Consider the following 19,798-nt stretch of genomic DNA (forward strand, 5'->3'; position numbering starts at 1 on the left):
TCGCCGATCGCCGGACAGCCCCGCAACCTTGTCTGCCCGCAGCGGTAGATGGCCTCAGCGGGCCGGCGCAACGTTCTGCACCTGCGGCGCGCCATTGACCCGCACCTGCAACGCCGCGTCCGCGGTTGGCGCGGCGGGCACCGGCCAACGCATGATCGCCCCCGGCAGCACGTAGCCCAGCAGCCCTTCCACCAGCGGCCGGGTCTGCCCCGCCTGCTTGAGCGCCACGTCGGTCAGGCGCGCATGCACCGCGCCCTGGTTGCGTACCTCGACGTAATTGCGGCCATCCACCGCCACCTTGCGCCAGCTCAGCTGGGGCACGCCGGCGCTTTTCGGATCACGCTGGCGAGTGCTGTCTTCCTTGCTCCAGAGCCCGGCACCGTAGGCGAACAGCGGCACCGAATAACGCATCTGGAAACGGATGGCCGCCGCCGTCTTGCCCTCGCCTTCGGCAATCGGCGGCTGCGCCAAGGGGATTTCATCGATGATGATCCGGTAGGCCAGCTCCTGGCCGGGCGGGACTTCGCGGGTCCGGGTCAGGCGGACCAGTTGCCTCTGCCCGGGCGCGATCTTCGCCACCGGCGGGCTGCCGATCACCTCCCGCTGGTTCTGGTACTGGTCCTCGAAGCCGCTCTGGCTCCAGGCAAAGACCCGGATCTGCAGGTTCGCGGTTTCCGTGCCGCGGTTTTCCAGCCACAGCGCGCTGGCCTGCTGGTCGGCCTCCAGCACCGGGTCGATAGGCCAGATCAGCACCGAGCTGGCGGCCCTGGCCTGAACCGCCCCCAGCAACGCCATGGCCAGCACGGCACAACCAACGACCTGCAACCGCCGGGAAGTCGAATACATACCGCTACTCCTTATGGTCTTGCCCCATCACCACGACAGCTGCACCTGCAGCACATCGCTGTACGTCCCCCCAGGCTGATTACCCGGTAATTGCACCTGGCCGTAGATCGGCAGGCTGATGTTGTTCGCGTCGCTATAGGCCACCGCCACGCTCTGGCCGATGCCCAGGCTCTGGCTGAATGCCGCGTCGCGAAACAGCTGATAAGCCACCCGCGCACTGCCGCCGTCGAGCTGCATGTGCCGTCCGCTGCTGTTGTACTGGCCGCCGTCGACGCTCATGTTCAGAGTCACCCCCGGCGTGCATTGCAGTTGCACGCTGTTCGCCAGCGCGACCTGCAGCGTGCTGGTGGACAACGCCGACTGGCTGCCGAAGTTCAGGTTGCCGTAATTGCTCACGCCACCCACCACCAGGCACCCGGCGACCACCGTGGCGCTGACCTGGAAGCTCTGGCTGGTCACCGCCGCCAGGGGCAACGGCAGGCTGCTGGCACCGAGCAGCACCAGCACCGCGCACGCGTGACGGGCCATGGCGTCAGAAGGTCAGTTCGACGGCGACGGTATCGGTGTAGGTGCCCGCCGGCAGGCCAGCCTTGCCGAGCGCCTTGCCGTAGATATTGACGGTCTGCGCCACACCGGTGCTGGTAGCCAGGTTGATGGCATCGTCGATGGCCAGGAGCTGCGAGTGCCCGGAGTCGGTGTACAAGTCGTAAGGCACGAAGTTGCCGCTGCCATCGGCCAGGGCCCGGGTGCCGCCGGCGGACTGGCCGTCATGGGCGCCCGCGCGGACCGTCACCACCGGGCTGGTGCCGCTGGAACAGAGGATCGACAAGGCCCCGCCGCCGCCACCGAGCACCTGGGCCGTGGCCTGGGTGAACAGGCTGTCGGTGGTGCCGAAGTTCAGGGTGCCGAAGTTCAGGCCGCTGCTGCCGCCCGCGCCATTGACCTGGCAACTGCTGGTGAGAATCAGGCTGGACGTGATCTGGCCGGTGACCGTCGCGGCCTGGGCCACGGAAAACATGGCCAGTCCAAGCAGCGACAAGGCGATCCGGGATACAAGCATGTGCATGACATTCGTCCTCTTTGGGTTTACCAATCCAGCGTCACCGTCAGGGTGTCGGTGTAGACCCCCGCCGGCAGCGCATGGCTATTCGCGACCACCGAGCCAAACACCGGGATCGGTACCTGGGCCCCACTGGTAACGGCGAAATTGCGTTGCTGACCGATGCTGTAGCTGTCGCTGCCGGAGGCATCGAGGAACAGCCGATAGGCAATGGTCTGGCGACCATTGCTCAGGCGCCGGGTGTTGCCGTCGCCATTGCGGCCGCCGTCGATGGTCACGGTGAAACCGGTCACCGAAGGGTTGCAGGCCACCTCCAGGCGCCCGCTGCCGCTACCGCTGACATTGGCTCTCAGGGGCGCACTCCAGGTCGGGCCATGCTGGCCGAAATCCAGCAGGCCGAAGTCGTCGACCGGATTCTCGGGCGTGCGGGTCGCACCATTGGTCACTTCACAGCCGGCGATGATGGTCAGCCGCGCGTGTATCTGCCCGCTGATCGCCGCTTGCGTGTCGCCAGCCGGCAGGAGCAACGAACCCAGGGCGGCCAGCGCCCAGCTTCTGATCGTCATCGCCGCCCTCCTGGAACCATGGGTTCTCTCACCTTGACCGCCCTTGGTGCGCGGTCTCCCTGCGCTGCCCGGTTCCACCGGGCAGCTCCCGCGCCGCCACTACCAGGTGACCGTCACTTTCAGCAGATCGGAATAACGGCTGACCCGCGGGATCTCGGCCAGCGGCTCGATCCGCCCGTACAACGGCAGGTCCACCGAACCCGAGTCCGGCACCCGGCCGCTCACCGGCACATTCACCGGCAGCGGAATGCGCCGGGCCGCGTCCTGGTACAGGCGATAGGGAATGGGCTTGCTGTGTGCGGCACTGCCGGCCAGGTAGCGCACTTCGCCGACGCCCCCGTGTTGCCCGCCATCGACGCGCACTTGATAAGGGGTGTCCGGGTTGCACTCGAGCCTGGGCAGGCGAGTGTCGAGCAACGCCGCGCTGAGGGGGCCGGCGGGGTTGTCGAGACGCGGGCTGCTGCCGAAATCCAGCACGCCCAGTTGCTCGACGCCGGCGTCGCGCTGCTGTCCCACCAGCTGGCAGCCACGCTGCACGTCGACCCGGACCTCCACCTGGAGTTCCACGGCCGATGCTGTTGCGGCGAGCAGCATGCTCATGACTGCAAAAAACCGGCTTGCCATTCAACGCCTCAATCCTTTTGAGGAACGATAGGTACAGCTCAGGTTAGTCAGCGCCGGGGAAATCGCCAGCGCCGGGGGCAAGCCGCCCGCCAATGAAACAACCCCTTGGGTGCCCGATGCACCAGGGTCGAACACAGTGACACGGGCAAAAAACTGTACCGATCAGAACTTTTCGTAGAATAAATCAGCGCCTTCAGACAGCGCTGGATGCCGGGCCGGGGATTGGTTAAATTACCGCGCCGGTTCCAGGGGGGGAGCGGGCCTGGAACCATCGGGGTGACACCATTGGCCGCTTTACCGCCAAACCGCTCGCTACGCCCATCGCGCTGGCCCAGGCTGCGCGCGTTCTTCGGCAAGGCCTTCGCCCGGCCCGCCGCCAGCACCAGCCACGGCCGAGTGATTCACGAGTATTTCCGGCACAAGGCCTACGACCAGGGCTACACCCTGAGCCACAGCCAGCAGCGGGTGATCGACTACATGGCCCAGCAGGCCAACGCCCTGCTCCAGCCAGACGCCAAGCCAAACGCCAGCCGCAGCCTGTACCTGTATGGCGCGGTGGGACGGGGCAAGAGCTGGCTGCTGGACGGTTTCTTCCGCGCCATCCCGCTGGCGGAAAAACAGCGCCTGCATTTCCACGATTTCTTCGCCCAATTGCATCAGGGCATGTTCCGCCACCGCGAGCAGCCCGACGCCCTGCAGGCCACCCTCGACGAACTGCTCAACGACTGCCGCGTATTGTGCTTCGACGAGTTCCATGTCCACGACATCGGCGATGCGATGCTGATCACGCGGCTGTTCAAGGCCCTGTTCCAACGCGGCATCCTGCTGCTGGTGACCTCCAACTACGCCCCCCAGGGCTTGCTGCCCAACCCGCTCTACCACGCGCGCTTCAAGCCAGTGATCGACCTGATCGGCAGCCGCATGCAGGTGATGGAGGTCGGCGGCCCCCACGACTATCGCAGCCAGCCCCGCAGCCATTCGCAGCAGGTGTTCACCCAGGGCCGTTACCTGTGGCCCGGCAACGAGCAGCAACGCCTGAGCCTGGGCCTGCCGCGGCGCAACGGCCCGACTTCGGCGCTGATGGTCGGCGCGCGTCAGCTCCAGGTACGGTTGTGCGAACAACACAGCGTGGGTTTTGCCTTCAGTGACCTGTGCGAACAGCCGACCGCGGTCATGGACTACCTGGAGCTGAGCCGGCGTTTCGACCACTGGATCATCGACGAGCTGCCCGAGCTGGGCGAATGCCCGATTGCCGTGCAGCAACGCTTTATCAACCTGATCGACGTGCTGTACGACCAGGACAAGCACCTGACCCTGATCGGCGAACGCTCCCTGCGTGAAAGCCTGGGCGGTAACGCCATCGACCTGGCGCGCACCCGCAGCCGCCTGGGCCAGCTGCAGGAAATCAGCGCGGATACGCCGCCGAGCTGAACCGGCGGTCCCCACCCACCGCTCCACGCCGCTATCATGGCGGCCATTTCCAGGGCCATGCGCCCTCCTCCTGCCTGAGTGTCGAACCTGTTCATGGATACCCTTGCCCAACTGCGAGCCGGCCAATTGACCGGGCTCAAGCGTCTGGACCTGTCTTGCGGGCTGAGCGAATTCCCCCGGGAAATCTTCGACCTGGCGGACTCGCTGGAAGTCCTCAACCTCAGCGGCAATGCCCTGAGCAGCCTGCCGGACGACTTGCACCGCCTGACCCGCCTGCGGGTGCTGTTCTGCTCCGATAACCTCTTCACCGAGATGCCGGCCTGTGTCGGCCAGTGCGCGCAACTGAGCATGGTCGGCTTCAAGGCCAACCGCATCGAGCGGGTGCCCGCCGCCGCCCTGCCGCCGCTGTTGCGCTGGCTGATCCTCACCGACAACCGCATCGAGGAACTGCCGGACGAGCTGGGCCAACGCCCGAACCTGCAAAAGTTGATGCTCTCCGGCAACCGCTTGACCCGGTTGCCCCAGAGCCTCGGCCAATGCCAGCAGTTGGAGCTGATCCGCATCGCCGCCAACCGGCTCAGCGCACTGCCGGCCTTCCTGCTTGGCCTGCCGCGCCTGACCTGGCTGGCCTATGCCGGCAACCCGCTGGAATCCGAGGCCGACGCCGCGGCGCTGGAATCGGTGGCACGCATTCCCTGGGCCGAGCTGGAAGTGCAGCAGCGCCTGGGCGAAGGCGCGTCCGGAGTGATTCACCAGGCCCGCTGGCAGCCCCCCGGGCAAGCACCAAGCGAGGTGGCGGTCAAGCTGTACAAGGGCAGCATGACCAGCGACGGCTCGCCGCTACATGAAATGAACGCCTGCATCAGCGCCGGCCGGCACCCGAACCTGATCCGGGTCGAAGGCCGGATCAGCGATCATCCCGAAGGGCAGAACGGCCTGGTGATGCAGTTGATCGAGCCGAGCTACCGCAACCTGGCGGCCTTGCCGAGCCTGGCCTCCTGCACCCGGGACATCTACGACGAGCGCACCCGCTTCAGCGCCGACGCGGCCTTGCGCATGGCCCGCGGCATCGCCTCGGTCGGCGCGCACCTGCACCACCAGGGCATCACCCACGGCGACCTGTACGGCCATAACATTCTGTGGAACCCACAGGGCGAGTGCCTGCTGGGGGATTTTGGCGCGGCGTCCTTCCATGCGCTGGCCGACACCGAGGAAACCCGGGCCCTGCAACGCATCGAAGTACGGGCCTTCGGCATTCTGCTGGAAGAGTTGCTGGCAAGGATCGAGTCGGGCCTGAGCCCGCGGCAGCATGAACGCCTGGCGGCGCTGGTCAACGACTGCTGTCAGCCGCAGGTGCTGGCGCGACCGGGATTTGCCGAAGTCGGGGACGTGTTGCGGGGGATTTGAAGAGTATCGCCAGCCAACTCGCTCCTGCTGGAGCTTGCCGGCTGGCGCAAGAATCGCTCAGGTAGCGCGATTCACCGGGCCGGGCTCAACCCGCCAGGCCGACGAACATGTCCTGCACGTCGTCATGGTTGTCCAGGCCTTCGAGGAAGGCTTCGACTTCCGCCATCTGCTCGTCGGACAGGCCGCTGACCGGGTTCTTCGGCTGGTAGCCGAGCTTGGCCGAGAGCACGGTGAAGCCTTGCTCGGGCAGGGCTTTCTGCACCGCGTCGAGGTCGGCAGGCTCGGTCAGGAACAGGGTCGCGCCCTCGTCCCCAGGCTCGAAATCCTGGGCCCCGGCTTCGATGGCCGCCAGCTCCGGATCGGCGTCCGGGCTGTCCGGCGCGGCTTCGATCATGCCGACATGGTTGAAGTCCCAGGACACCGAACCGGAAGCGCCCAGCTGGCCCTTGCGGAAGGCCACGCGGATCTCCGCCACGGTACGGTTGATGTTGTCCGTCACGCATTCGACGATCAGCGGCACCTGGTGCGGCGCGAAACCTTCGTAGGTCACGCGGTGGTACTGCACGGTCTCGCCGAGCTGGCCCGAACCTTTCTTGATCGCACGCTCCAGGGTCTCGCGGGGCATCGAGGCCTTTTTCGCCTGCTCCACCACCAGACGCAGGTGTGCGTTGGTGGCGACGTCAGCGCCGTTGCGGGCAGCAATGGTGATCTCTTTGACCAGCTTGCCGAAGATCTTGCCCTTGGCGTTGGCTGCTGCTTCTTTGTGTTTAACCTTCCACTGTGCGCCCATTACTCACTCTCTTTGATCTGTGGCGTCGAGTTGGATGTGGCCGACGCGATGGGCAAGTTTATACGGCCTGAAGGCACCAATCGACCAAAAAGTCAGATCCGCGACCTGTAGCCGCGGTCGCAGGCTGCGACAAACTTCCCGGGGCCTCAAGAGCGCGTCCCGTTCCGGGCCGATCGCAGCCTGCGGCAGCGGCTACAGGTTCAGTGTCAGCCTGTGGGGGCCAGCCCCAGGAAGGCCTGGATCAAGCGCAAGTCCCGGCGCCGCTCCATACAGCCGAGCATGTGCCGGTTCAACAGCCCCTCGCCGATGATCGGCACCGCCCGCACCCGCGGGTCGGGGCTGAGTTCCAGCGACGACACCACGCCCACGCCCAGCTGCGCCGCCACCGCCTCGGTCACCGCCTCGCGGCTGTCCAGCTCCAGCAGCACCTTGGGGTTGACCCCGGCCTGGGCGCAGGCCGCGTCAAAGGTGCGGCGGGTAATCGAGCTGGGTTCGCGCAGGACCATGATCACCTGGTCCAGTCGCTCCAGCCGCACGCCCTCGGGCTCGGTCAGCCATGGATGGCCCTGCGGCACCAACGCGCAGATCCGCGACTCGCCAAGGCTCTGCAGATGCAGGCCCTTGCGCGGTTCGACCTCGGTCAGCACCGCCACATCGGCGTGCTCCGAAAGCAGCGCCGCCAGGGTTTCCTGGGCATTGCCCAGGCGCAGGTTGACGGTAATCCCCGGATAGCGCTCGCGCAGGCTGGCGAGCATCGGCATCACCAGGTGCGGGCCGTCCGCCGCCACTTCCAGGCGCCCGGTGAGCAGTTGCCGGTTGGCTTCGAGCATGGCCTGGGCCTCTTCGGCCAAGCCGAACATGGCGCGGGTGATCGCCGCCAGCCGGGTGCCCTCTTCTGTCAGTTCGACCCGTCGCGCGGTGCGGCGCAGCAGGGTGATCTGGTAGTGCTCTTCCAGCGCCTTGATATGCCCGGTGACCGCCGGCTGGCTGATGAACAGCCGCGCCGCAGCGCGGGTGAAGCTGCCTTCACGGGCCACGGCATCGAATGCGCGCAGTTGGAACAGGTTCATATCTATCGGCCTCACTTATGGCTGGCATAACGATAAACAATTTGATTGATAAAGAGCCAAACTGCAATTTAGGCCCCGTAGTTTTTATCCCAAGCGCATCCCACAGCGCTTCTGCGAGGACACCCGAATTGAGTACTGCCGCGCCCATCCTGCTCACCCCCGGCCCCCTGACCACCTCGGCTCGCACCCGCCAGGCGATGCTGGTGGACTGGGGTTCCTGGGATGACCGTTTCAACCAACTGACCGCCAGCCTCTGCGAACAGCTGCTGGCCATCGTCAACGGCGCCGCCAGCCACCACTGCGTGCCCCTGCAAGGCAGCGGCACCTTCGCCGTGGAAGCCGCCATCGGCACCCTGGTGCCACGGGGCGGCAAGGTGCTGGTGCTGATCAACGGTGCCTACGGCAAGCGCCTGGCGAAGATCTGCGAAGTGCTGGGGCGCGACTTCAGCACCTTCGAAACCGCCGAGGACCAGCCGACCAGCGCCGCCGACGTCGATCGCCTGCTGCGCGCCGATGCCACCATCACCCATGTGGCGCTGATCCATTGCGAAACCAGCACCGGCATCCTCAACCCGCTGCCGGAGATCGCCCAGGTCGTGGCCGGGCATGGCAAGCGCCTGATCATCGACGCCATGAGTTCCTTCGGCGCGCTGCCGATCGATGCCCGGCACGTGCCGTTCGACGCGCTGATCGCCGCGTCCGGCAAATGCCTGGAAGGCGTCCCCGGCATGGGCTTCGTCTTCGCCCGCAAGGAAGCCCTGGCCGCGGCCGCCGGCAACTCGCACTCGCTGGCCATGGACCTGCACGACCAGCACGGCTACATGGTCAAGACCGGGCAATGGCGCTTCACACCGCCGACCCATGTGGTCGCGGCGCTGCACGAAGCGCTGCTGCAATACCACGAAGAAGGCGGCCTGCCGGCGCGCCACCAGCGCTATGCCGCCAACTGCCAGGCGCTGCTCGACGGCATGGCGCGACTGGGCCTGCGCAGCTTTTTACCGGCGGCGATCCAGGCACCGATCATCGTCACCTTCCACGCGCCGAAGGATCCGCGCTACCAGTTCAAGGAGTTCTACGAACGGGTCAAGGCCAAGGGTTTCATCCTCTATCCCGGCAAGCTGACCCAGGTCGAAACCTTCCGCGTCGGCTGCATCGGCCATGTCGACCCGGCCGGGATGCGCGCCGCGGTCCAGGCCATCGCCGACGTGCTGCGGGAAATGCAAGTACTGGATATCTGACCCCGACACACAACCTGTAGGAGCGAGGCTTGCCCGCAATTGCGGGCACCGCGCTCTTTCAGGTCAACCTCATCATCGTTCATCGCGGGCAAGCCTCGCCCCCACACAGGTCTTCGACACATGAACTACAACACCCCCAACCAGCTGCAAGCCGCCATCCTCGACTGGGCCGGCACCGTGGTCGACTTCGGCTCCTTCGCACCGACCCAGATCTTCGTCGAAGCCTTCGCCGAGTTCGATGTGCAGGTCTCCATCGAAGAAGCCCGCGGCCCGATGGGCATGGGCAAGTGGGACCATATCCGCACCCTGTGCGACCTGCCGCAGGTTGCCGAGCGTTATCGCCAGGTGTTCGGCCGCACCCCGACCGATGAGGATGTCACCGCCATCTACCAGCGCTTCATGCCGCTGCAGATCGAAAAGATCGCCGAACATTCGGCGCTGATTCCCGGCGCCCTGGAGACCATCGCCAACCTGCGCCAGCAAGGCATAAAGATCGGCTCCTGCTCCGGCTACCCGAAGCAGGTCATGGACAAGGTGGTGGAACTGGCCGCGACCCATGGCTACGTCGCCGACCATGTGGTCGCCACCGATGAAGTGCCGAACGGCCGCCCATGGCCGGCCCAGGCCCTGGCCAACGTGATCGCCCTGGGGATCGACGATGTCGCCGCCTGCGTGAAGATCGACGACACCGTGCCGGGCATTCTCGAAGGCCGTCGCGCCGGCATGTGGACCGTGGCCCTGATCTGCTCCGGCAATGCCCTGGGGCTGACCTACGAAGGTTATCGCGCCCTGGGCAGCGACACCCTGGCCAGCGAGCGCCAGCGCATCCACGCGTTGTTCGAAGGCTCGCGCCCGCACTACATGATCGACACCATCAGCGACCTGCCGCAGGTGATCGCCGACATCAACCAGCGCCTGGCCAACGGCGAGATGCCGCAAAGCAGCTGATCAGCCACTTGCCCCCCAACGGCAGCCCCGATCCGCGGCTGCCGTTTTTTTCCGCTACCCGCTCAAACCGCGCATTTGCCCCAGGCAGAGCCTCGGAAACAGGATTACAGTTACAGCACTCCGTCGTTAAGAACGGAGACAACTGACCTGATGAACGAGGAAGGATCTATGCCCTGGAAGAACTCCGACAGCCGTTACAGTACGGTGTCGATTGCATTGCATTGGCTGATGCTGGTGTTGTTGATCGCGGTGTACGCCTGCATCGAACTGCGCGGCATTTTCCCCAAGGGCAGCGGTGGCCGGACGCTGATCAAGGAAGCGCATTTCATGCTCGGCCTGACCGTGTTCGTGCTGGTCTGGCTACGCCTGTTCGCCCGCAGCCTGGGGGTGGCGCCGAAGATCCTGCCGACCCCGCCGAGCTGGCAGACGGTCCTGGCCAAGCTGATGCACTGGGCCCTGTACCTGTTCATGATCGCCATGCCGATCCTCGGCTGGCTGATCACCAGCGCCGAAGGCCATCAGGTGATGTTCTACGGCATCGACCTGCCGCTGCTGGTGGCTGAAGACAAACAATTCGCCAAGCAGGTCGAAGGCTGGCACGTGCTGCTGGGCACCGTCGGCTACTGGCTGATCGGGTTGCATGCGGTGGCCGGGCTTTATCACCACTACTTTATGCGCGACAACACCCTGCAACGCATGCTGCCCAAGCGCGGCTAAGGCTGCGCCGGCGCGGCGAACCCCCGGCGGCCCTGCAAGCCACCGGTATGCACGAAGAGCAGGCGGCTGCCGGCGGCAAACCGCCCGGCCTCGACCTGTTGCTTGAGGGCCAGCAAGGCCTTGCCGGTGTACAGCGGCTCCAGGGGGATGCCGCTGTGCCGTTCGCTCTCCTCGATAAACGCCAGCAGCAGCGGGTCGACCTTGGCGAAACCGCCACGACTGCTATCGAGCAGTTCATAGCCCGCAGCCTGCAGCCCCGCCTCCCGCACAATCGCCGCCACCTGTTGCGCGACGCCATGATCGTCCGGCACCGCCAGGGCGCCATACACCGGGTGGGCACCGGCTTCCCCCAACACCAGTCCGGCCAGGGTGGTGCCGGTGCCGGCGGCCAGCCACCAGCCGTGATAGTCGTCCCAACCCAGGGCATCCAGCTGGCTGCGCAGCTGCTTCACCAGCGGCATGCAGCCGGTCGCCCCGAGCAAGCCACCGCCACCCTCCGCCACCGGGAACAGCCCGGGGTACTGCGCCTGCCAGGGTTGCCAGAACCCTGGCTCATGCCGCGCCCGGTAGCCGGCGTAACCGAGCCAGTGCAGTTGCATGCCAAAGCCTTGCAGGTCGAGCACGGTGGGCGTGTCCTGCGGATGGCCGCGCAGCAGCCCCACGGTGGCGAAACCAAAACGCTTGCCGGCGGCCGCCAGCGCATGCAGGTGATTGGAGTGCGCGCCGCCCAGGCTGATGATGCCCTCGGCGCCGGCTTGGCGAGCCGCCGCCAGATGCGGGGCGAGCTTGAACCACTTGTTGCCGGAGATCAGCGGGTCGATCTGGTCCAGACGCAGGACCGCCACCTCGACCCCGGCCTCGGTCAGCCAGTCGAGGTCCAGGGGTTGCAAGGGTGCGCTGGGCAGCCAGTCGAAGGAAGCAGGAAACGCCATGGATGGGGAGGTTTGGAAGGAGTGAGGCGGGAGTCTATCAGCAAAACCGCGGAGTCCCTGATAGCGGGTCCTACGGCCCCGATCGCAGGCTTCGCCAGCGGCTACACCCCTACTTCGTAGCCGCTGCCGCAGGCTGCGATCGGCCGCGCAGCGGACGCAACAAGGCCACCGCGATCCGGAATCGCAGTGGCCATGATTACCGCTGGATCAGAGTTCAGCGGCCAGGCGCGAGCCCTGGTTGATCGCGCGCTTGGCGTCCAGCTCGGCGGCCACGTCGGCGCCACCGATCAGGTGCACGTTCTGCCCGGCGGCCACCAGGCCTTCGTGCAGTTCGCGCAGCGGGTCCTGGCCGGCGCAGATAACAATGTTGTCCACCGGCAAGACTTGCGGTTCGCCACTCTCACCGATGCGGATGTGCAGGCCGGCGTCGTCGATCTTCAGGTATTCGACGCTGTTGAGCATCTGCACCTGCTTGTTCTTCAGGCCGGTACGGTGGATCCAGCCGGTGGTCTTGCCCAGGCCGTCGCCGACCTTGGAAGTCTTGCGCTGCAACAGGAACACCTGGCGCGCCGGGGCATGACGCTCGGGCTTGATGCCGGCGACGCCACCACGGGCCTCCAGGTGCGTGTCGATGCCCCACTCCTTCCAGAACGCTTCACGGTCCTGGCTGGTGGCCACGCCCTGATGCACGAGGAATTCGGAGACGTCGAAGCCGATGCCGCCGGCCCCGATCACCGCCACTTTCTGGCCCACCGGCTTGCGCTGCAAGAGCACGTCCAGGTAACTCAGGACCTTGGCGTTGTCGACGCCCGGGATCGCCGGCGTGCGCGGGGCAATACCAGTGGCCAGGATGATTTCGTCATAGCCGCCGGCCACCAGTTGCTCGACATCGACCCGGCGGTTCAGGCACAGCTCGACGTGGGTGGTCTGCAGTTTGCGCTTGAAGTAGCGCAAGGTTTCGAAGAACTCTTCCTTGCCCGGCACGCGCTTGGCGACATTGAACTGGCCGCCGATTTCGCTGGCCGAATCGAACAGCGTCACCTGATGGCCACGCTCGGCCGCCACGGTCGCGGCGGACAGCCCGGCAGGGCCGGCGCCGACCACGGCGATCTTCTTGATCTGCTGCACCGGCAAATAGTTGAGTTCGGTCTCGTGGCAGGCCCGCGGGTTGACCAGGCAGCTGGTGAGCTTGCCACCGAAGGTGTGGTCCAGGCAGGCCTGGTTGCAGCCGATGCAGGTATTGATTTCGTCGCCACGCCCCGCGGCCGCCTTGTTGACGAACTCCGGGTCGGCGAGGAACGGCCGCGCCATGGAAACCATGTCGGCGTCGCCTTCGGCAAGGATCTGCTCGGCCACTTCCGGGGTGTTGATGCGGTTGGTGGTGATCAGCGGGATCGATACCGAACCGCGCAGCTTGGCCGTGACCTTGCTGAAGGCGGCACGCGGCACCTTGGTGGCGATGGTCGGGATCCGCGCTTCGTGCCAGCCGATCCCGGTGTTGATGAGGGTCGCGCCGGCCTGCTCGATGGCCTGGGCCAGTTGCACGATTTCTTCCCAGGTACTGCCGCCTTCCACCAGGTCGAGCATCGACAGGCGGAAGATGATGATGAAGTTCGGGCCTACCGCTTCGCGCACGCGGCGGACGATTTCCACCGGCAGGCGCATGCGGTTTTCGTAGCTGCCGCCCCAGCGGTCGGTCCGGTGGTTGGTGTGCGCGGCGAGAAACTGGTTAATGAAATAGCCCTCGGAACCCATGATCTCGACGCCGTCGTACTCGGCCTGCTGCGCCAGGCTGGAGCAGGTGACGAAGTCGCGGATCTGTTTCTCAATGCCTTCTTCGTCCAGCTCCTTGGGCTTGAACGGGTTGATCGGCGCCTGGATCGCGCTCGGTGCCACCTGTTTCGGGCTGTAGGCATAACGCCCGGCGTGGAGGATCTGCATGCAGATCTTGCCGCCCGCCTCGTGGACCGCACGGGTGACAACGCGGTGCTTGAGCGCTTCTTCCTCGGTGGTCAGCTTGGCCGCGCCGGAGTACACGCCGCCTTCGTCATTGGGGCCGATGCCGCCGGTGACCATCAGGCCAACGCCGCCGCGGGCGCGCTCGGCGAAGTAGGCGGCCATGCGCTCGAAGCCACCGGGCTTTTCTTCCAGGCCGGTGTGCATCGAGCCCATCAGGGTACGGTTGCGCAGGGTGGTAAAGCCCAGGTCCAGCGGGGCCAGCAAATGCGGGTAGTGAGCGGCGGCCATCGGTAACTCCACATCGAACGATCACGGAAAAAATGCGGAAGCTCTGCGGCCTCCGTCGGTCATGTTCGACAGACTAAGAGCAGCCCCCAAGGCGCTCAATGACCGTAACTGACAACTTATTGATCCAAATGCGCAGCCCGGCCTTGGCAATCGCGGACATGGGCCCTACCCTAGTCAGCGAATCCCGCACACGGCTGCCGACTGTCTTCCCATGCGCAAACTTCTTTATTTCACCTTCACCCTGGCCCTGATTGCCGCCATCACCAGCTACGCCCTGTGGACCCGCGAGCGGCCGATCGGTCACTACCTTTCCGACCTGCGCATCCAGCTCGCGGTGGACCAGGGCACTCCCGCCGATCACGGCAATCTGCTGGGCATCCAGCCCGAGCTGTTCCCCACCGATTACCAGAGCCCCGAGCGCCTGCACCGCAAGCTTGCGGCCTACCTGCAGCAGGCCCGGGACCAGGGGCTGCTGAATGAAAAGACCGTGGTGGTGCTGCCGGAGCACATCGGCACCTGGCTGATGGTCAGCGGCGAGAAAAACGAGCTGTACCAGGCCGCCAGCCTGAAAGAGGCGATGAACTGGCTGGCGGTGAGCAACCCCCTGCCCTTCCTGCGCGCGCTGATCACTGCCAAGGGTGACAATCGCCTGGACGACGCGCACCTGCGGATGAAGGCCAGGAGCATGGCCGATCAATACCAGCGGCTGTTCGGTGGCCTGGCCAAGGAATTTGGCATCACCCTGGTGGCCGGCTCCATTGTCCTGCCCGAGCCGGTGATCGAAGGCAGTAACCTGCGCATCGGCAGCGGCGCGCTGTACAACACCACCCTGGTCTTCGGCAGCGACGGCCTGCCGATCGGCCAGCCGCAACGCCAGTTGTACCCGACCTTCGACGAGCGCGGTTTTATCCAGGCCAGCACCGACCAGGCTGTCCAAGTGGTCGACACCCCGGCCGGCCGCCTGGGGGTGCTGATCGGCAGCGACAGCTGGTACCCGGACAACTACCGCAAGCTCAACGCCCAGGGCGCGCAACTGGTGGCGGTCCCAGCCTTCGTCATGGGTCGTGGCGCCTGGGACCGGCCGTGGCGTGGCTACAAGAACCTCTCGACCCCGAGCGAGGTCAGCCTCAAGCCGGAAGAAGTCAGCGAAGGCGAAGCCTGGCGCCGCCTGACCCTGACCAGCCGCGCGCCCAGCAGCCTGGCCAGCGCCGGCGTCAGCGTGTTTCTGCGCGGCCAGTTCTGGGATCAGGGCAGCGCCGGACAAAGCTTCATCAACAGCAACGGCGAGCACTTCGCCGATGGCGATGCCCGTGGCGCGCGCTTGCTGAATATCTGGTTGTAAATCCATGAAGCCCCAGCCGATGCGCCTCGGAGACCTGTCGGTGGGCTTCGTCCATAGCCTGGCCGACGCCGTGCGCAGCCATGGCCTCGACCCGCAGCCGCTGCTGGAACAATACGGACTGGATACCGCACGCCTGGCCGAGGCCGGGGCGCGGCTGTCGATTCCCCGTTACATGCGCCTGGGCCACGCGGCGATTCAACTGACCGGCGATCCGGCGCTGGGGCTGCGTATGGGCCAGCTCAGCCGCCTGAGCCAGGCCGGGCTGGCGGGCGTCACCGCCGCCCAGGCGCCGACCGTACGTGAAGCCGCACGCTGCCTGACCCGCTTCGAGGCCCTGTATGGCTCGAACTATCGCGGCCAGTCGAGCTTCCACGAAGACGCCGACGGCGCCTGGCTGCGCTTCTACTCCATCAGCCCCTATAACGCTTACAACCGCTTTGTGGTGGATTCGATCCTGGCCGGCTGGCTCCAGCAACTGGGCAGCCTCGGTTTACCGGTCAAGGCCGAACGCATCGAGATCGAGTTTGCCCAGACTGATTACCGCGAACGCTACACCAGCCTGGGGGATTGCCCGATCCAGTTCGGCGCCGAGCACAATCAGCTACGCCTGAGCCAGGCCACCCTGGCCCAGCGCAATGTCGAGCACTGCCCCAGTACCTGGCGCCATCTGCTGCAACTGTGTGAACGGGAACTGGAGCAACTGACCCGTACCCGCAGCCTGCGTGAACGCATCACTCAGTTGCTGGGGCCTTTGCTCAATGGTGGCCGGGAACCCGACCTGGAAGAAGTGGCGGCACGCCTGAAGCTGCCAACCTGGACTTTGCGCCGCAAACTGGCCGAGGAAGGCACGCAGTTTCGCGCCATTCTCAACGACACCCGTCGCGACCTGGCCATGACCTACATTCGCGATACCGAACTGGCCTTCGGGGAAATTGCCTATCTGTTGGGGTTTGCCTCAGCCGAGGCGTTTCAACGCGCCTTCAAGCGCTGGAGCGGCCAGACACCGGGTGAATTTCGTCGCAGCCACCGGCAGTCCGCCTAAAAAAAACGCCACCGGCGTTACAGCTCGGTGGCGTCTTCTGCGGGTTCCAGCGGGTCCAGTTCGAAAGCCTGGAATTCCAGCAGTTCTTCTTGGTAATCGTCCATGGCGGACTCCTTGTGTGTGGGGTGTAGGTAATCTGCTCGCTGAGTAGTCTTCTTACTGACCTTGGCCACCAGCATAAAGTGCCGGTATGACAGAAAAAATACCGCGCGCAATCTGCGCCCCTTAAATGGAACGTAGCAGCTGGCAACGGATTTACCGTGGGCTGGCAAAGAAATTTTCAGAGAGGCTCGGCAACCGCGGGATCGACACCTGGGTCGATCTCGCAGCTATCTGCAGATGCTTACTGTGGCAGCGCCGGAATCGGCTCTGTCGGGGCCGGCAAGGTGCTGGCGGGAGGCGGGGTAACGATCTCGGTGGGCGGCGTCGGCTCGGCAGGTGCGCCCGGCGCAATGGGCGCCGCTTCCGCCGGTGGTGCCAGCGGTTGCGAGAGGTTCGATTCGGCTGGCACAACCGGAGGGGTGGCCGGGGCCGGCTCGGAGGTCGGTGCAACAGGCGCCGGTTGTGCCGTCACTGGCGCCGGGGCCGGCGCTGCGGCAGGCTCGGCGGGCTTGGGTTCAGGCACGCCCAGATCGGTCTTGGGTTTCTCGATGATGTGCGCGGCCTTTTTCGCTTCCTGCGGCAGGAACAGCTCCACCAGGGCGAAATAACGCTCGTAGAACTTCGCTGAGGAAACCGTCTCGCTGGCGACCTTGACCATCGAGTCGTCGGTCGAGCCGATCGGCATCGACACCGAACCCAGCACACCCACCCCCAGGCTTGCCGAGTTGTTGACCTTCTTCAGGGCATAACGGTCTTGCAGGGCGTTGGCGAACACCGTGGAACGGTGGCCGCTGTTGCCATCCTGGGCGCACACCACGCTGAAGCTGATCTCCATGTGGGTTTCGCCGGTCTGCTGGAAGCTCTTGTGACCACTGACCAGCTTCGGATCGCTGCTGGTGATGATGTAGCCCTGGCTGAGCAAGGCGCGACGGGCGGCCTCGCAGGACGCCGTCTCATTCACCGGGTAATTGCGCGAAAAAGTGCCGGAATCATCGAAGTTTTCATGCTCGTAAATGGCGGTCTTCTGCGACGAACAACCGGCGACGGCCGCCAGCAGCAGCGTCAACCCGGCAGCACGCAGGTGAAATGATCTATGCATCGAAAATCCTGAGGAAAACGGTCCGGGGCGTATTGTGCAACAGTTCGAGGCCACAGGGCGCGCGGATTAGTGTCTTAAAAATCAATACAAGGTTACTGACCACGGTTTGCCGGAAAAAGTCGCGCGCACAGATGATCGATGAACACCCGCAGCTTGGCGGCGGTGTGCCGGCTCGCAGGCCAGAGCAGCCAGAAGGTGCCGCTGTGCTCCAGATGCTCATCGAGCACCTGCTGCAACTCGCCCCGTGCAACCGCCTCGCGCACCATGAAATCGGGCAGGCAGGCGATCCCCAGCCCACTGCGCACGGCGTGGTCCACCGCTTCGATAGAGGTACTGACAAAACGCGTCGGCAACAGCGGCTCCGGGGCATCGACCGCTCGCCGCAGCGGCCAATGCTCGAATTTGCCGGTGTTATGGAAGGTATGCCGCAAGCACCCGTGGTTAGCCAGGTCCGCGGGGGCCTGCGGAACGCCTCGCTCGCGAAAGTACCCAGGCGTGCCCACCAGCACCAGGCGGAACTGGCCCAGCGACCGGGCCATCAGCCGTGAGTCGCCGGGGCTGCCGGTCCGTATCACGGCATCGAAGCCCTCCTCCACGACATCCACTATGCGGTCCGTCAGTTCGATATCCAGTTCGATCTGCGGATAACGCTGCATGAACTCCACCAATACTGGCATCACCAGGCCGTGAACCTGCGGCAGGCTGACTCGCAACTTGCCCCGAGGGGCATTGGAAGACTTGCACAGATCGAATTCGGCCGCCTCGGCCTCGGCGACAATTCTGCGACAGCGCTCGAGAAAACTCGCGCCTTCGGCGGTCAGGGTGATGCTGCGGGTACTGCGATGGAACAGCCGGGTCTCCAGGCGCTCCTCGAGTCGCGCGATGCTCTTGCCGACAGCCGACGAGGATACCCCCAACAACCGCCCCGCCTCGGTGAAACTGCGGGTTTTCGCCACATGCAGGAAGACCGAGATATTGCTCAACCAGTCCATCGCCGACCTCACCATTACGGACACAGATATCCGATAAGTTCGGAACCTTAGCCTATTTTTCTCTTTACCACAGCGCCCTACCCTCAGCCTCCCTACTTCCTGAAACCTGTAGCGAGCCTGACACCATGACCAAACCTCTTGGCACCGCCGACCTGCTGGACATCGAGTCCAGGCGTCGCGACCGACTTCCACTGGGTGGCCTGCTGGCGCTGGCGACCGCCGGCTTCATCACCATTCTTACCGAGGCCATGCCCGCGGGCCTGCTGCCGCAGATGAGCCAGGACCTGGCAGTGTCCCCGGCGCTGGTCGGCCAACTGGTCACCCTGTACGCCATTGGCTCCCTACTGGCGGCGATCCCGTTGGTGATCCTCACCCAAGGCTGGCGCCGCCGCCCTTTGCTGATGATCGCAATCGGCGGCTTTGCCCTGGTCAACAGTGTCACCGCGATCTCCACCAACTACAGCCTGACCCTGGTCACCCGCTTGTTCGCCGGGGTATTTGCCGGGCTGCTCTGGGCCCTGCTAGCCGGCTACGCAAGCCGTATGGTCGCGCCGCACCTGCAGGGGCGGGCCATCGCCGTGGCCATGCTTGGCGCACCACTGGCACTGTCCCTGGGGATCCCCGCGGGCACACTGCTCGGTACGCTGGTGGGCTGGCGGGTGAGCTTTGCCCTGATGACTCTGCTGACGCTGTTGTTGCTCGGCTGGGTGCGCTGGCAGGTGCCGGACTTTCCCGGCCAGCGCGCCGACAAACGCTTGCCGCTCACGGGCGTGTTCGCTTTGCCCGGAGTCAAGCCGGTGTTGTTCGTGACCTTCGCTTATGTCCTGGGCCACAACATCCTGTACACCTATATCGCACCGTTTCTGGAGCCGGCTGGCATCGGCGGGCAAATTGACCGGGTGCTGCTGACGTTCGGCCTGAGCGCACTGCTGAGCATCTGGACCGTCGGCCTGCTGATCGATCGCTGGTTGCGTCAACTGGTACTGGTCAGTTGCGTCCTGTTCGCTCTTTCGGCGCTGCTGCTGGCGTTCCAGGCCGATACGCCGATGGCGGTCTATGCCTCGATAGCCCTCTGGGGATTGTCGTTCGGAGGCCTGGCCACGTTGCTGCAAACCGCGCTGGCCAAGGCTGCCGGGAGCGCTGCCGATGCCGCGCAGTCGATGCTGGTGACCGCCTGGAACCTGGCGATCGCCGGGGGCGGGCTGGTGGGTGGCGTGCTGCTGGAAGGCCCGGGCGTATTGTCGTTTCCCTGGGTGATCATCGGCCTGTTGCTGGCTTGCCTGCTGGTGGCCGTGAACGCCCGACGCCATGGGTTTCCCGCCATACGCTGAAAACAAAAACCCCG

20 protein-coding genes are annotated in these 19,798 nt (G+C 65.3%); 8 read left to right on the forward strand and 12 right to left on the reverse strand.

The window, feature by feature from the left end; genetic code table 11:
* Window positions 1-54: 54 nt before the first annotated feature.
* The 5 genes from AC07PQ_RS04360 to AC07PQ_RS04380 all read right to left on the reverse strand — a co-directional run bounded on the left by AC07PQ_RS04360 (window position 55) and on the right by AC07PQ_RS04380 (window position 3,096).
* A complete protein-coding gene (locus AC07PQ_RS04360) occupies window positions 55-846 on the reverse strand; it encodes a fimbrial biogenesis chaperone (protein WP_007923590.1) in 792 nt (263 codons plus the stop codon).
* Window positions 847-873: 27 nt separating this feature from the next.
* Window positions 874-1,374: a Csu type fimbrial protein gene (locus AC07PQ_RS04365; protein WP_007923589.1), complete on the reverse strand. Its 501-nt coding sequence runs from the start codon at window positions 1,372-1,374 to the stop codon at window positions 874-876.
* A gap of 4 nt (window positions 1,375-1,378) precedes the next feature.
* A complete protein-coding gene (locus AC07PQ_RS04370; RefSeq protein ID WP_493184366.1) occupies window positions 1,379-1,912 on the reverse strand; it encodes a Csu type fimbrial protein in 534 nt (177 codons plus the stop codon).
* A 20-nt stretch (window positions 1,913-1,932) separates the two neighbouring features.
* Window positions 1,933-2,472 (reverse strand): Csu type fimbrial protein, encoded by a 540-nt coding sequence (locus AC07PQ_RS04375; protein ID WP_493184365.1) that lies wholly within the window; start codon window positions 2,470-2,472, stop codon window positions 1,933-1,935.
* 99 nt (window positions 2,473-2,571) lie between these two features.
* Window positions 2,572-3,096, reverse strand: a complete 525-nt coding sequence (locus tag AC07PQ_RS04380; RefSeq protein WP_007923574.1) for a Csu type fimbrial protein — start codon at window positions 3,094-3,096, stop codon at window positions 2,572-2,574.
* A 285-nt stretch (window positions 3,097-3,381) separates the two neighbouring features.
* Between AC07PQ_RS04380 and zapE the strand changes: the two genes are divergently transcribed.
* Together zapE and AC07PQ_RS04390 are read left to right on the forward strand one after the other, a co-directional pair.
* On the forward strand, window positions 3,382-4,527 hold the full coding sequence (gene zapE / locus AC07PQ_RS04385) for a cell division protein ZapE (RefSeq protein WP_493184851.1): 1,146 nt from the start codon (window positions 3,382-3,384) through the stop codon (window positions 4,525-4,527).
* 93 nt (window positions 4,528-4,620) lie between these two features.
* Complete coding sequence (locus tag AC07PQ_RS04390) at window positions 4,621-5,934, forward strand: leucine-rich repeat-containing protein kinase family protein (protein ID WP_493184364.1); 1,314 nt, start codon at window positions 4,621-4,623, stop codon at window positions 5,932-5,934.
* A gap of 85 nt (window positions 5,935-6,019) precedes the next feature.
* Here the strand turns inward: AC07PQ_RS04390 and AC07PQ_RS04395 are convergent, their stop codons facing one another.
* The gene (locus AC07PQ_RS04395; RefSeq protein WP_007927175.1) at window positions 6,020-6,724 is read right to left on the reverse strand and encodes a YebC/PmpR family DNA-binding transcriptional regulator; all 705 of its coding nucleotides are present in this window, start codon (window positions 6,722-6,724) and stop codon (window positions 6,020-6,022) included.
* 206 nt (window positions 6,725-6,930) lie between these two features.
* Window positions 6,931-7,794, reverse strand: coding sequence for a LysR substrate-binding domain-containing protein (locus tag AC07PQ_RS04400; RefSeq protein ID WP_493184363.1), 864 nt, complete (start codon window positions 7,792-7,794; stop codon window positions 6,931-6,933).
* Window positions 7,795-7,922: 128 nt separating this feature from the next.
* Between AC07PQ_RS04400 and AC07PQ_RS04405 the strand changes: the two genes are divergently transcribed.
* The 3 genes from AC07PQ_RS04405 to AC07PQ_RS04415 all read left to right on the forward strand — a co-directional run bounded on the left by AC07PQ_RS04405 (window position 7,923) and on the right by AC07PQ_RS04415 (window position 10,697).
* On the forward strand, window positions 7,923-9,032 hold the full coding sequence (locus AC07PQ_RS04405) for a 2-aminoethylphosphonate--pyruvate transaminase (RefSeq protein ID WP_493184362.1): 1,110 nt from the start codon (window positions 7,923-7,925) through the stop codon (window positions 9,030-9,032).
* Window positions 9,033-9,152: 120 nt separating this feature from the next.
* Entirely contained in the window at window positions 9,153-9,980 is an 828-nt protein-coding gene (gene phnX / locus AC07PQ_RS04410; RefSeq protein WP_007927181.1) for a phosphonoacetaldehyde hydrolase, read from the forward strand.
* Between the two features lie 168 nt (window positions 9,981-10,148).
* The gene (locus AC07PQ_RS04415; protein WP_007927183.1) at window positions 10,149-10,697 is read left to right on the forward strand and encodes a cytochrome b; all 549 of its coding nucleotides are present in this window, start codon (window positions 10,149-10,151) and stop codon (window positions 10,695-10,697) included.
* On the opposite strand, the gene AC07PQ_RS04420 is transcribed toward AC07PQ_RS04415, so the two are convergent.
* Together AC07PQ_RS04420 and AC07PQ_RS04425 are read right to left on the reverse strand one after the other, a co-directional pair.
* A complete protein-coding gene (locus AC07PQ_RS04420; protein WP_007927187.1) occupies window positions 10,694-11,629 on the reverse strand; it encodes a 1-aminocyclopropane-1-carboxylate deaminase/D-cysteine desulfhydrase in 936 nt (311 codons plus the stop codon). The genes AC07PQ_RS04415 and AC07PQ_RS04420 overlap by 4 nt on opposite strands.
* 207 nt (window positions 11,630-11,836) lie before the next feature.
* Window positions 11,837-13,876 carry an NADPH-dependent 2,4-dienoyl-CoA reductase gene (locus tag AC07PQ_RS04425; protein ID WP_087091661.1) on the reverse strand — a complete coding sequence of 680 codons (2,040 nt, stop codon included), beginning with the start codon at window positions 13,874-13,876 and terminating at the stop codon, window positions 11,837-11,839.
* Between the two features lie 211 nt (window positions 13,877-14,087).
* On the opposite strand from AC07PQ_RS04425, the gene AC07PQ_RS04430 reads away from it, so the two are divergent.
* Together AC07PQ_RS04430 and AC07PQ_RS04435 are read left to right on the forward strand one after the other, a co-directional pair.
* A complete protein-coding gene (locus AC07PQ_RS04430; protein ID WP_007927192.1) occupies window positions 14,088-15,218 on the forward strand; it encodes a carbon-nitrogen hydrolase family protein in 1,131 nt (376 codons plus the stop codon).
* Window positions 15,219-15,222: 4 nt separating this feature from the next.
* A complete protein-coding gene (locus AC07PQ_RS04435; protein ID WP_007927193.1) occupies window positions 15,223-16,260 on the forward strand; it encodes an AraC family transcriptional regulator in 1,038 nt (345 codons plus the stop codon).
* 17 nt (window positions 16,261-16,277) lie between these two features.
* On the opposite strand, the gene AC07PQ_RS04440 is transcribed toward AC07PQ_RS04435, so the two are convergent.
* From AC07PQ_RS04440 to AC07PQ_RS04450, 3 genes are all read right to left on the reverse strand, one after another.
* Window positions 16,278-16,475, reverse strand: a complete 198-nt coding sequence (locus AC07PQ_RS04440) for a hypothetical protein (RefSeq protein WP_493184361.1) — start codon at window positions 16,473-16,475, stop codon at window positions 16,278-16,280.
* Window positions 16,476-16,603: 128 nt separating this feature from the next.
* Window positions 16,604-17,461: a DUF2242 domain-containing protein gene (locus AC07PQ_RS04445; RefSeq protein WP_493184360.1), complete on the reverse strand. Its 858-nt coding sequence runs from the start codon at window positions 17,459-17,461 to the stop codon at window positions 16,604-16,606.
* A gap of 92 nt (window positions 17,462-17,553) precedes the next feature.
* A complete protein-coding gene (locus AC07PQ_RS04450; protein ID WP_007927198.1) occupies window positions 17,554-18,453 on the reverse strand; it encodes a LysR family transcriptional regulator in 900 nt (299 codons plus the stop codon).
* Between the two features lie 125 nt (window positions 18,454-18,578).
* Here AC07PQ_RS04450 and AC07PQ_RS04455 point away from each other — a divergent pair, with 125 nt between their 5' ends.
* Window positions 18,579-19,784 (forward strand): MFS transporter, encoded by a 1,206-nt coding sequence (locus AC07PQ_RS04455; protein ID WP_493184359.1) that lies wholly within the window; start codon window positions 18,579-18,581, stop codon window positions 19,782-19,784.
* Window positions 19,785-19,798 lie beyond the last annotated feature (14 nt).

The sequence above is a fragment of the Pseudomonas sp. GW821-FHT09E12 genome (genome assembly GCF_059416085.1).

What these genes read in the sequence shown, in the direction of transcription:
- AC07PQ_RS04380 (WP_007923574.1), bottom strand. Translation starts at nt 3,096, where the DNA reads ATGGCAAGCCGGTTTTTTGCAGTCATGAGCATGCTGCTCGCCGCAACA.
- AC07PQ_RS04395 (WP_007927175.1), bottom strand. Translation starts at nt 6,724, where the DNA reads ATGGGCGCACAGTGGAAGGTTAAACACAAAGAAGCAGCAGCCAACGCC.
- AC07PQ_RS04450 (WP_007927198.1), bottom strand. Translation starts at nt 18,453, where the DNA reads ATGGACTGGTTGAGCAATATCTCGGTCTTCCTGCATGTGGCGAAAACC.
- AC07PQ_RS04360 (WP_007923590.1), bottom strand. Translation starts at nt 846, where the DNA reads ATGTATTCGACTTCCCGGCGGTTGCAGGTCGTTGGTTGTGCCGTGCTG.
- AC07PQ_RS04375 (WP_493184365.1), bottom strand. Translation starts at nt 2,472, where the DNA reads ATGACGATCAGAAGCTGGGCGCTGGCCGCCCTGGGTTCGTTGCTCCTG.
- AC07PQ_RS04390 (WP_493184364.1), top strand. Translation starts at nt 4,621, where the DNA reads ATGGATACCCTTGCCCAACTGCGAGCCGGCCAATTGACCGGGCTCAAG.
- AC07PQ_RS04445 (WP_493184360.1), bottom strand. Translation starts at nt 17,461, where the DNA reads ATGCATAGATCATTTCACCTGCGTGCTGCCGGGTTGACGCTGCTGCTG.
- AC07PQ_RS04365 (WP_007923589.1), bottom strand. Translation starts at nt 1,374, where the DNA reads ATGGCCCGTCACGCGTGCGCGGTGCTGGTGCTGCTCGGTGCCAGCAGC.
- AC07PQ_RS04400 (WP_493184363.1), bottom strand. Translation starts at nt 7,794, where the DNA reads ATGAACCTGTTCCAACTGCGCGCATTCGATGCCGTGGCCCGTGAAGGC.
- AC07PQ_RS04435 (WP_007927193.1), top strand. Translation starts at nt 15,223, where the DNA reads ATGAAGCCCCAGCCGATGCGCCTCGGAGACCTGTCGGTGGGCTTCGTC.
- AC07PQ_RS04425 (WP_087091661.1), bottom strand. Translation starts at nt 13,876, where the DNA reads ATGGCCGCCGCTCACTACCCGCATTTGCTGGCCCCGCTGGACCTGGGC.
- AC07PQ_RS04415 (WP_007927183.1), top strand. Translation starts at nt 10,149, where the DNA reads ATGCCCTGGAAGAACTCCGACAGCCGTTACAGTACGGTGTCGATTGCA.
- AC07PQ_RS04455 (WP_493184359.1), top strand. Translation starts at nt 18,579, where the DNA reads ATGACCAAACCTCTTGGCACCGCCGACCTGCTGGACATCGAGTCCAGG.
- AC07PQ_RS04430 (WP_007927192.1), top strand. Translation starts at nt 14,088, where the DNA reads ATGCGCAAACTTCTTTATTTCACCTTCACCCTGGCCCTGATTGCCGCC.
- phnX (WP_007927181.1), top strand. Translation starts at nt 9,153, where the DNA reads ATGAACTACAACACCCCCAACCAGCTGCAAGCCGCCATCCTCGACTGG.
- AC07PQ_RS04420 (WP_007927187.1), bottom strand. Translation starts at nt 11,629, where the DNA reads ATGGCGTTTCCTGCTTCCTTCGACTGGCTGCCCAGCGCACCCTTGCAA.
- AC07PQ_RS04370 (WP_493184366.1), bottom strand. Translation starts at nt 1,912, where the DNA reads ATGCACATGCTTGTATCCCGGATCGCCTTGTCGCTGCTTGGACTGGCC.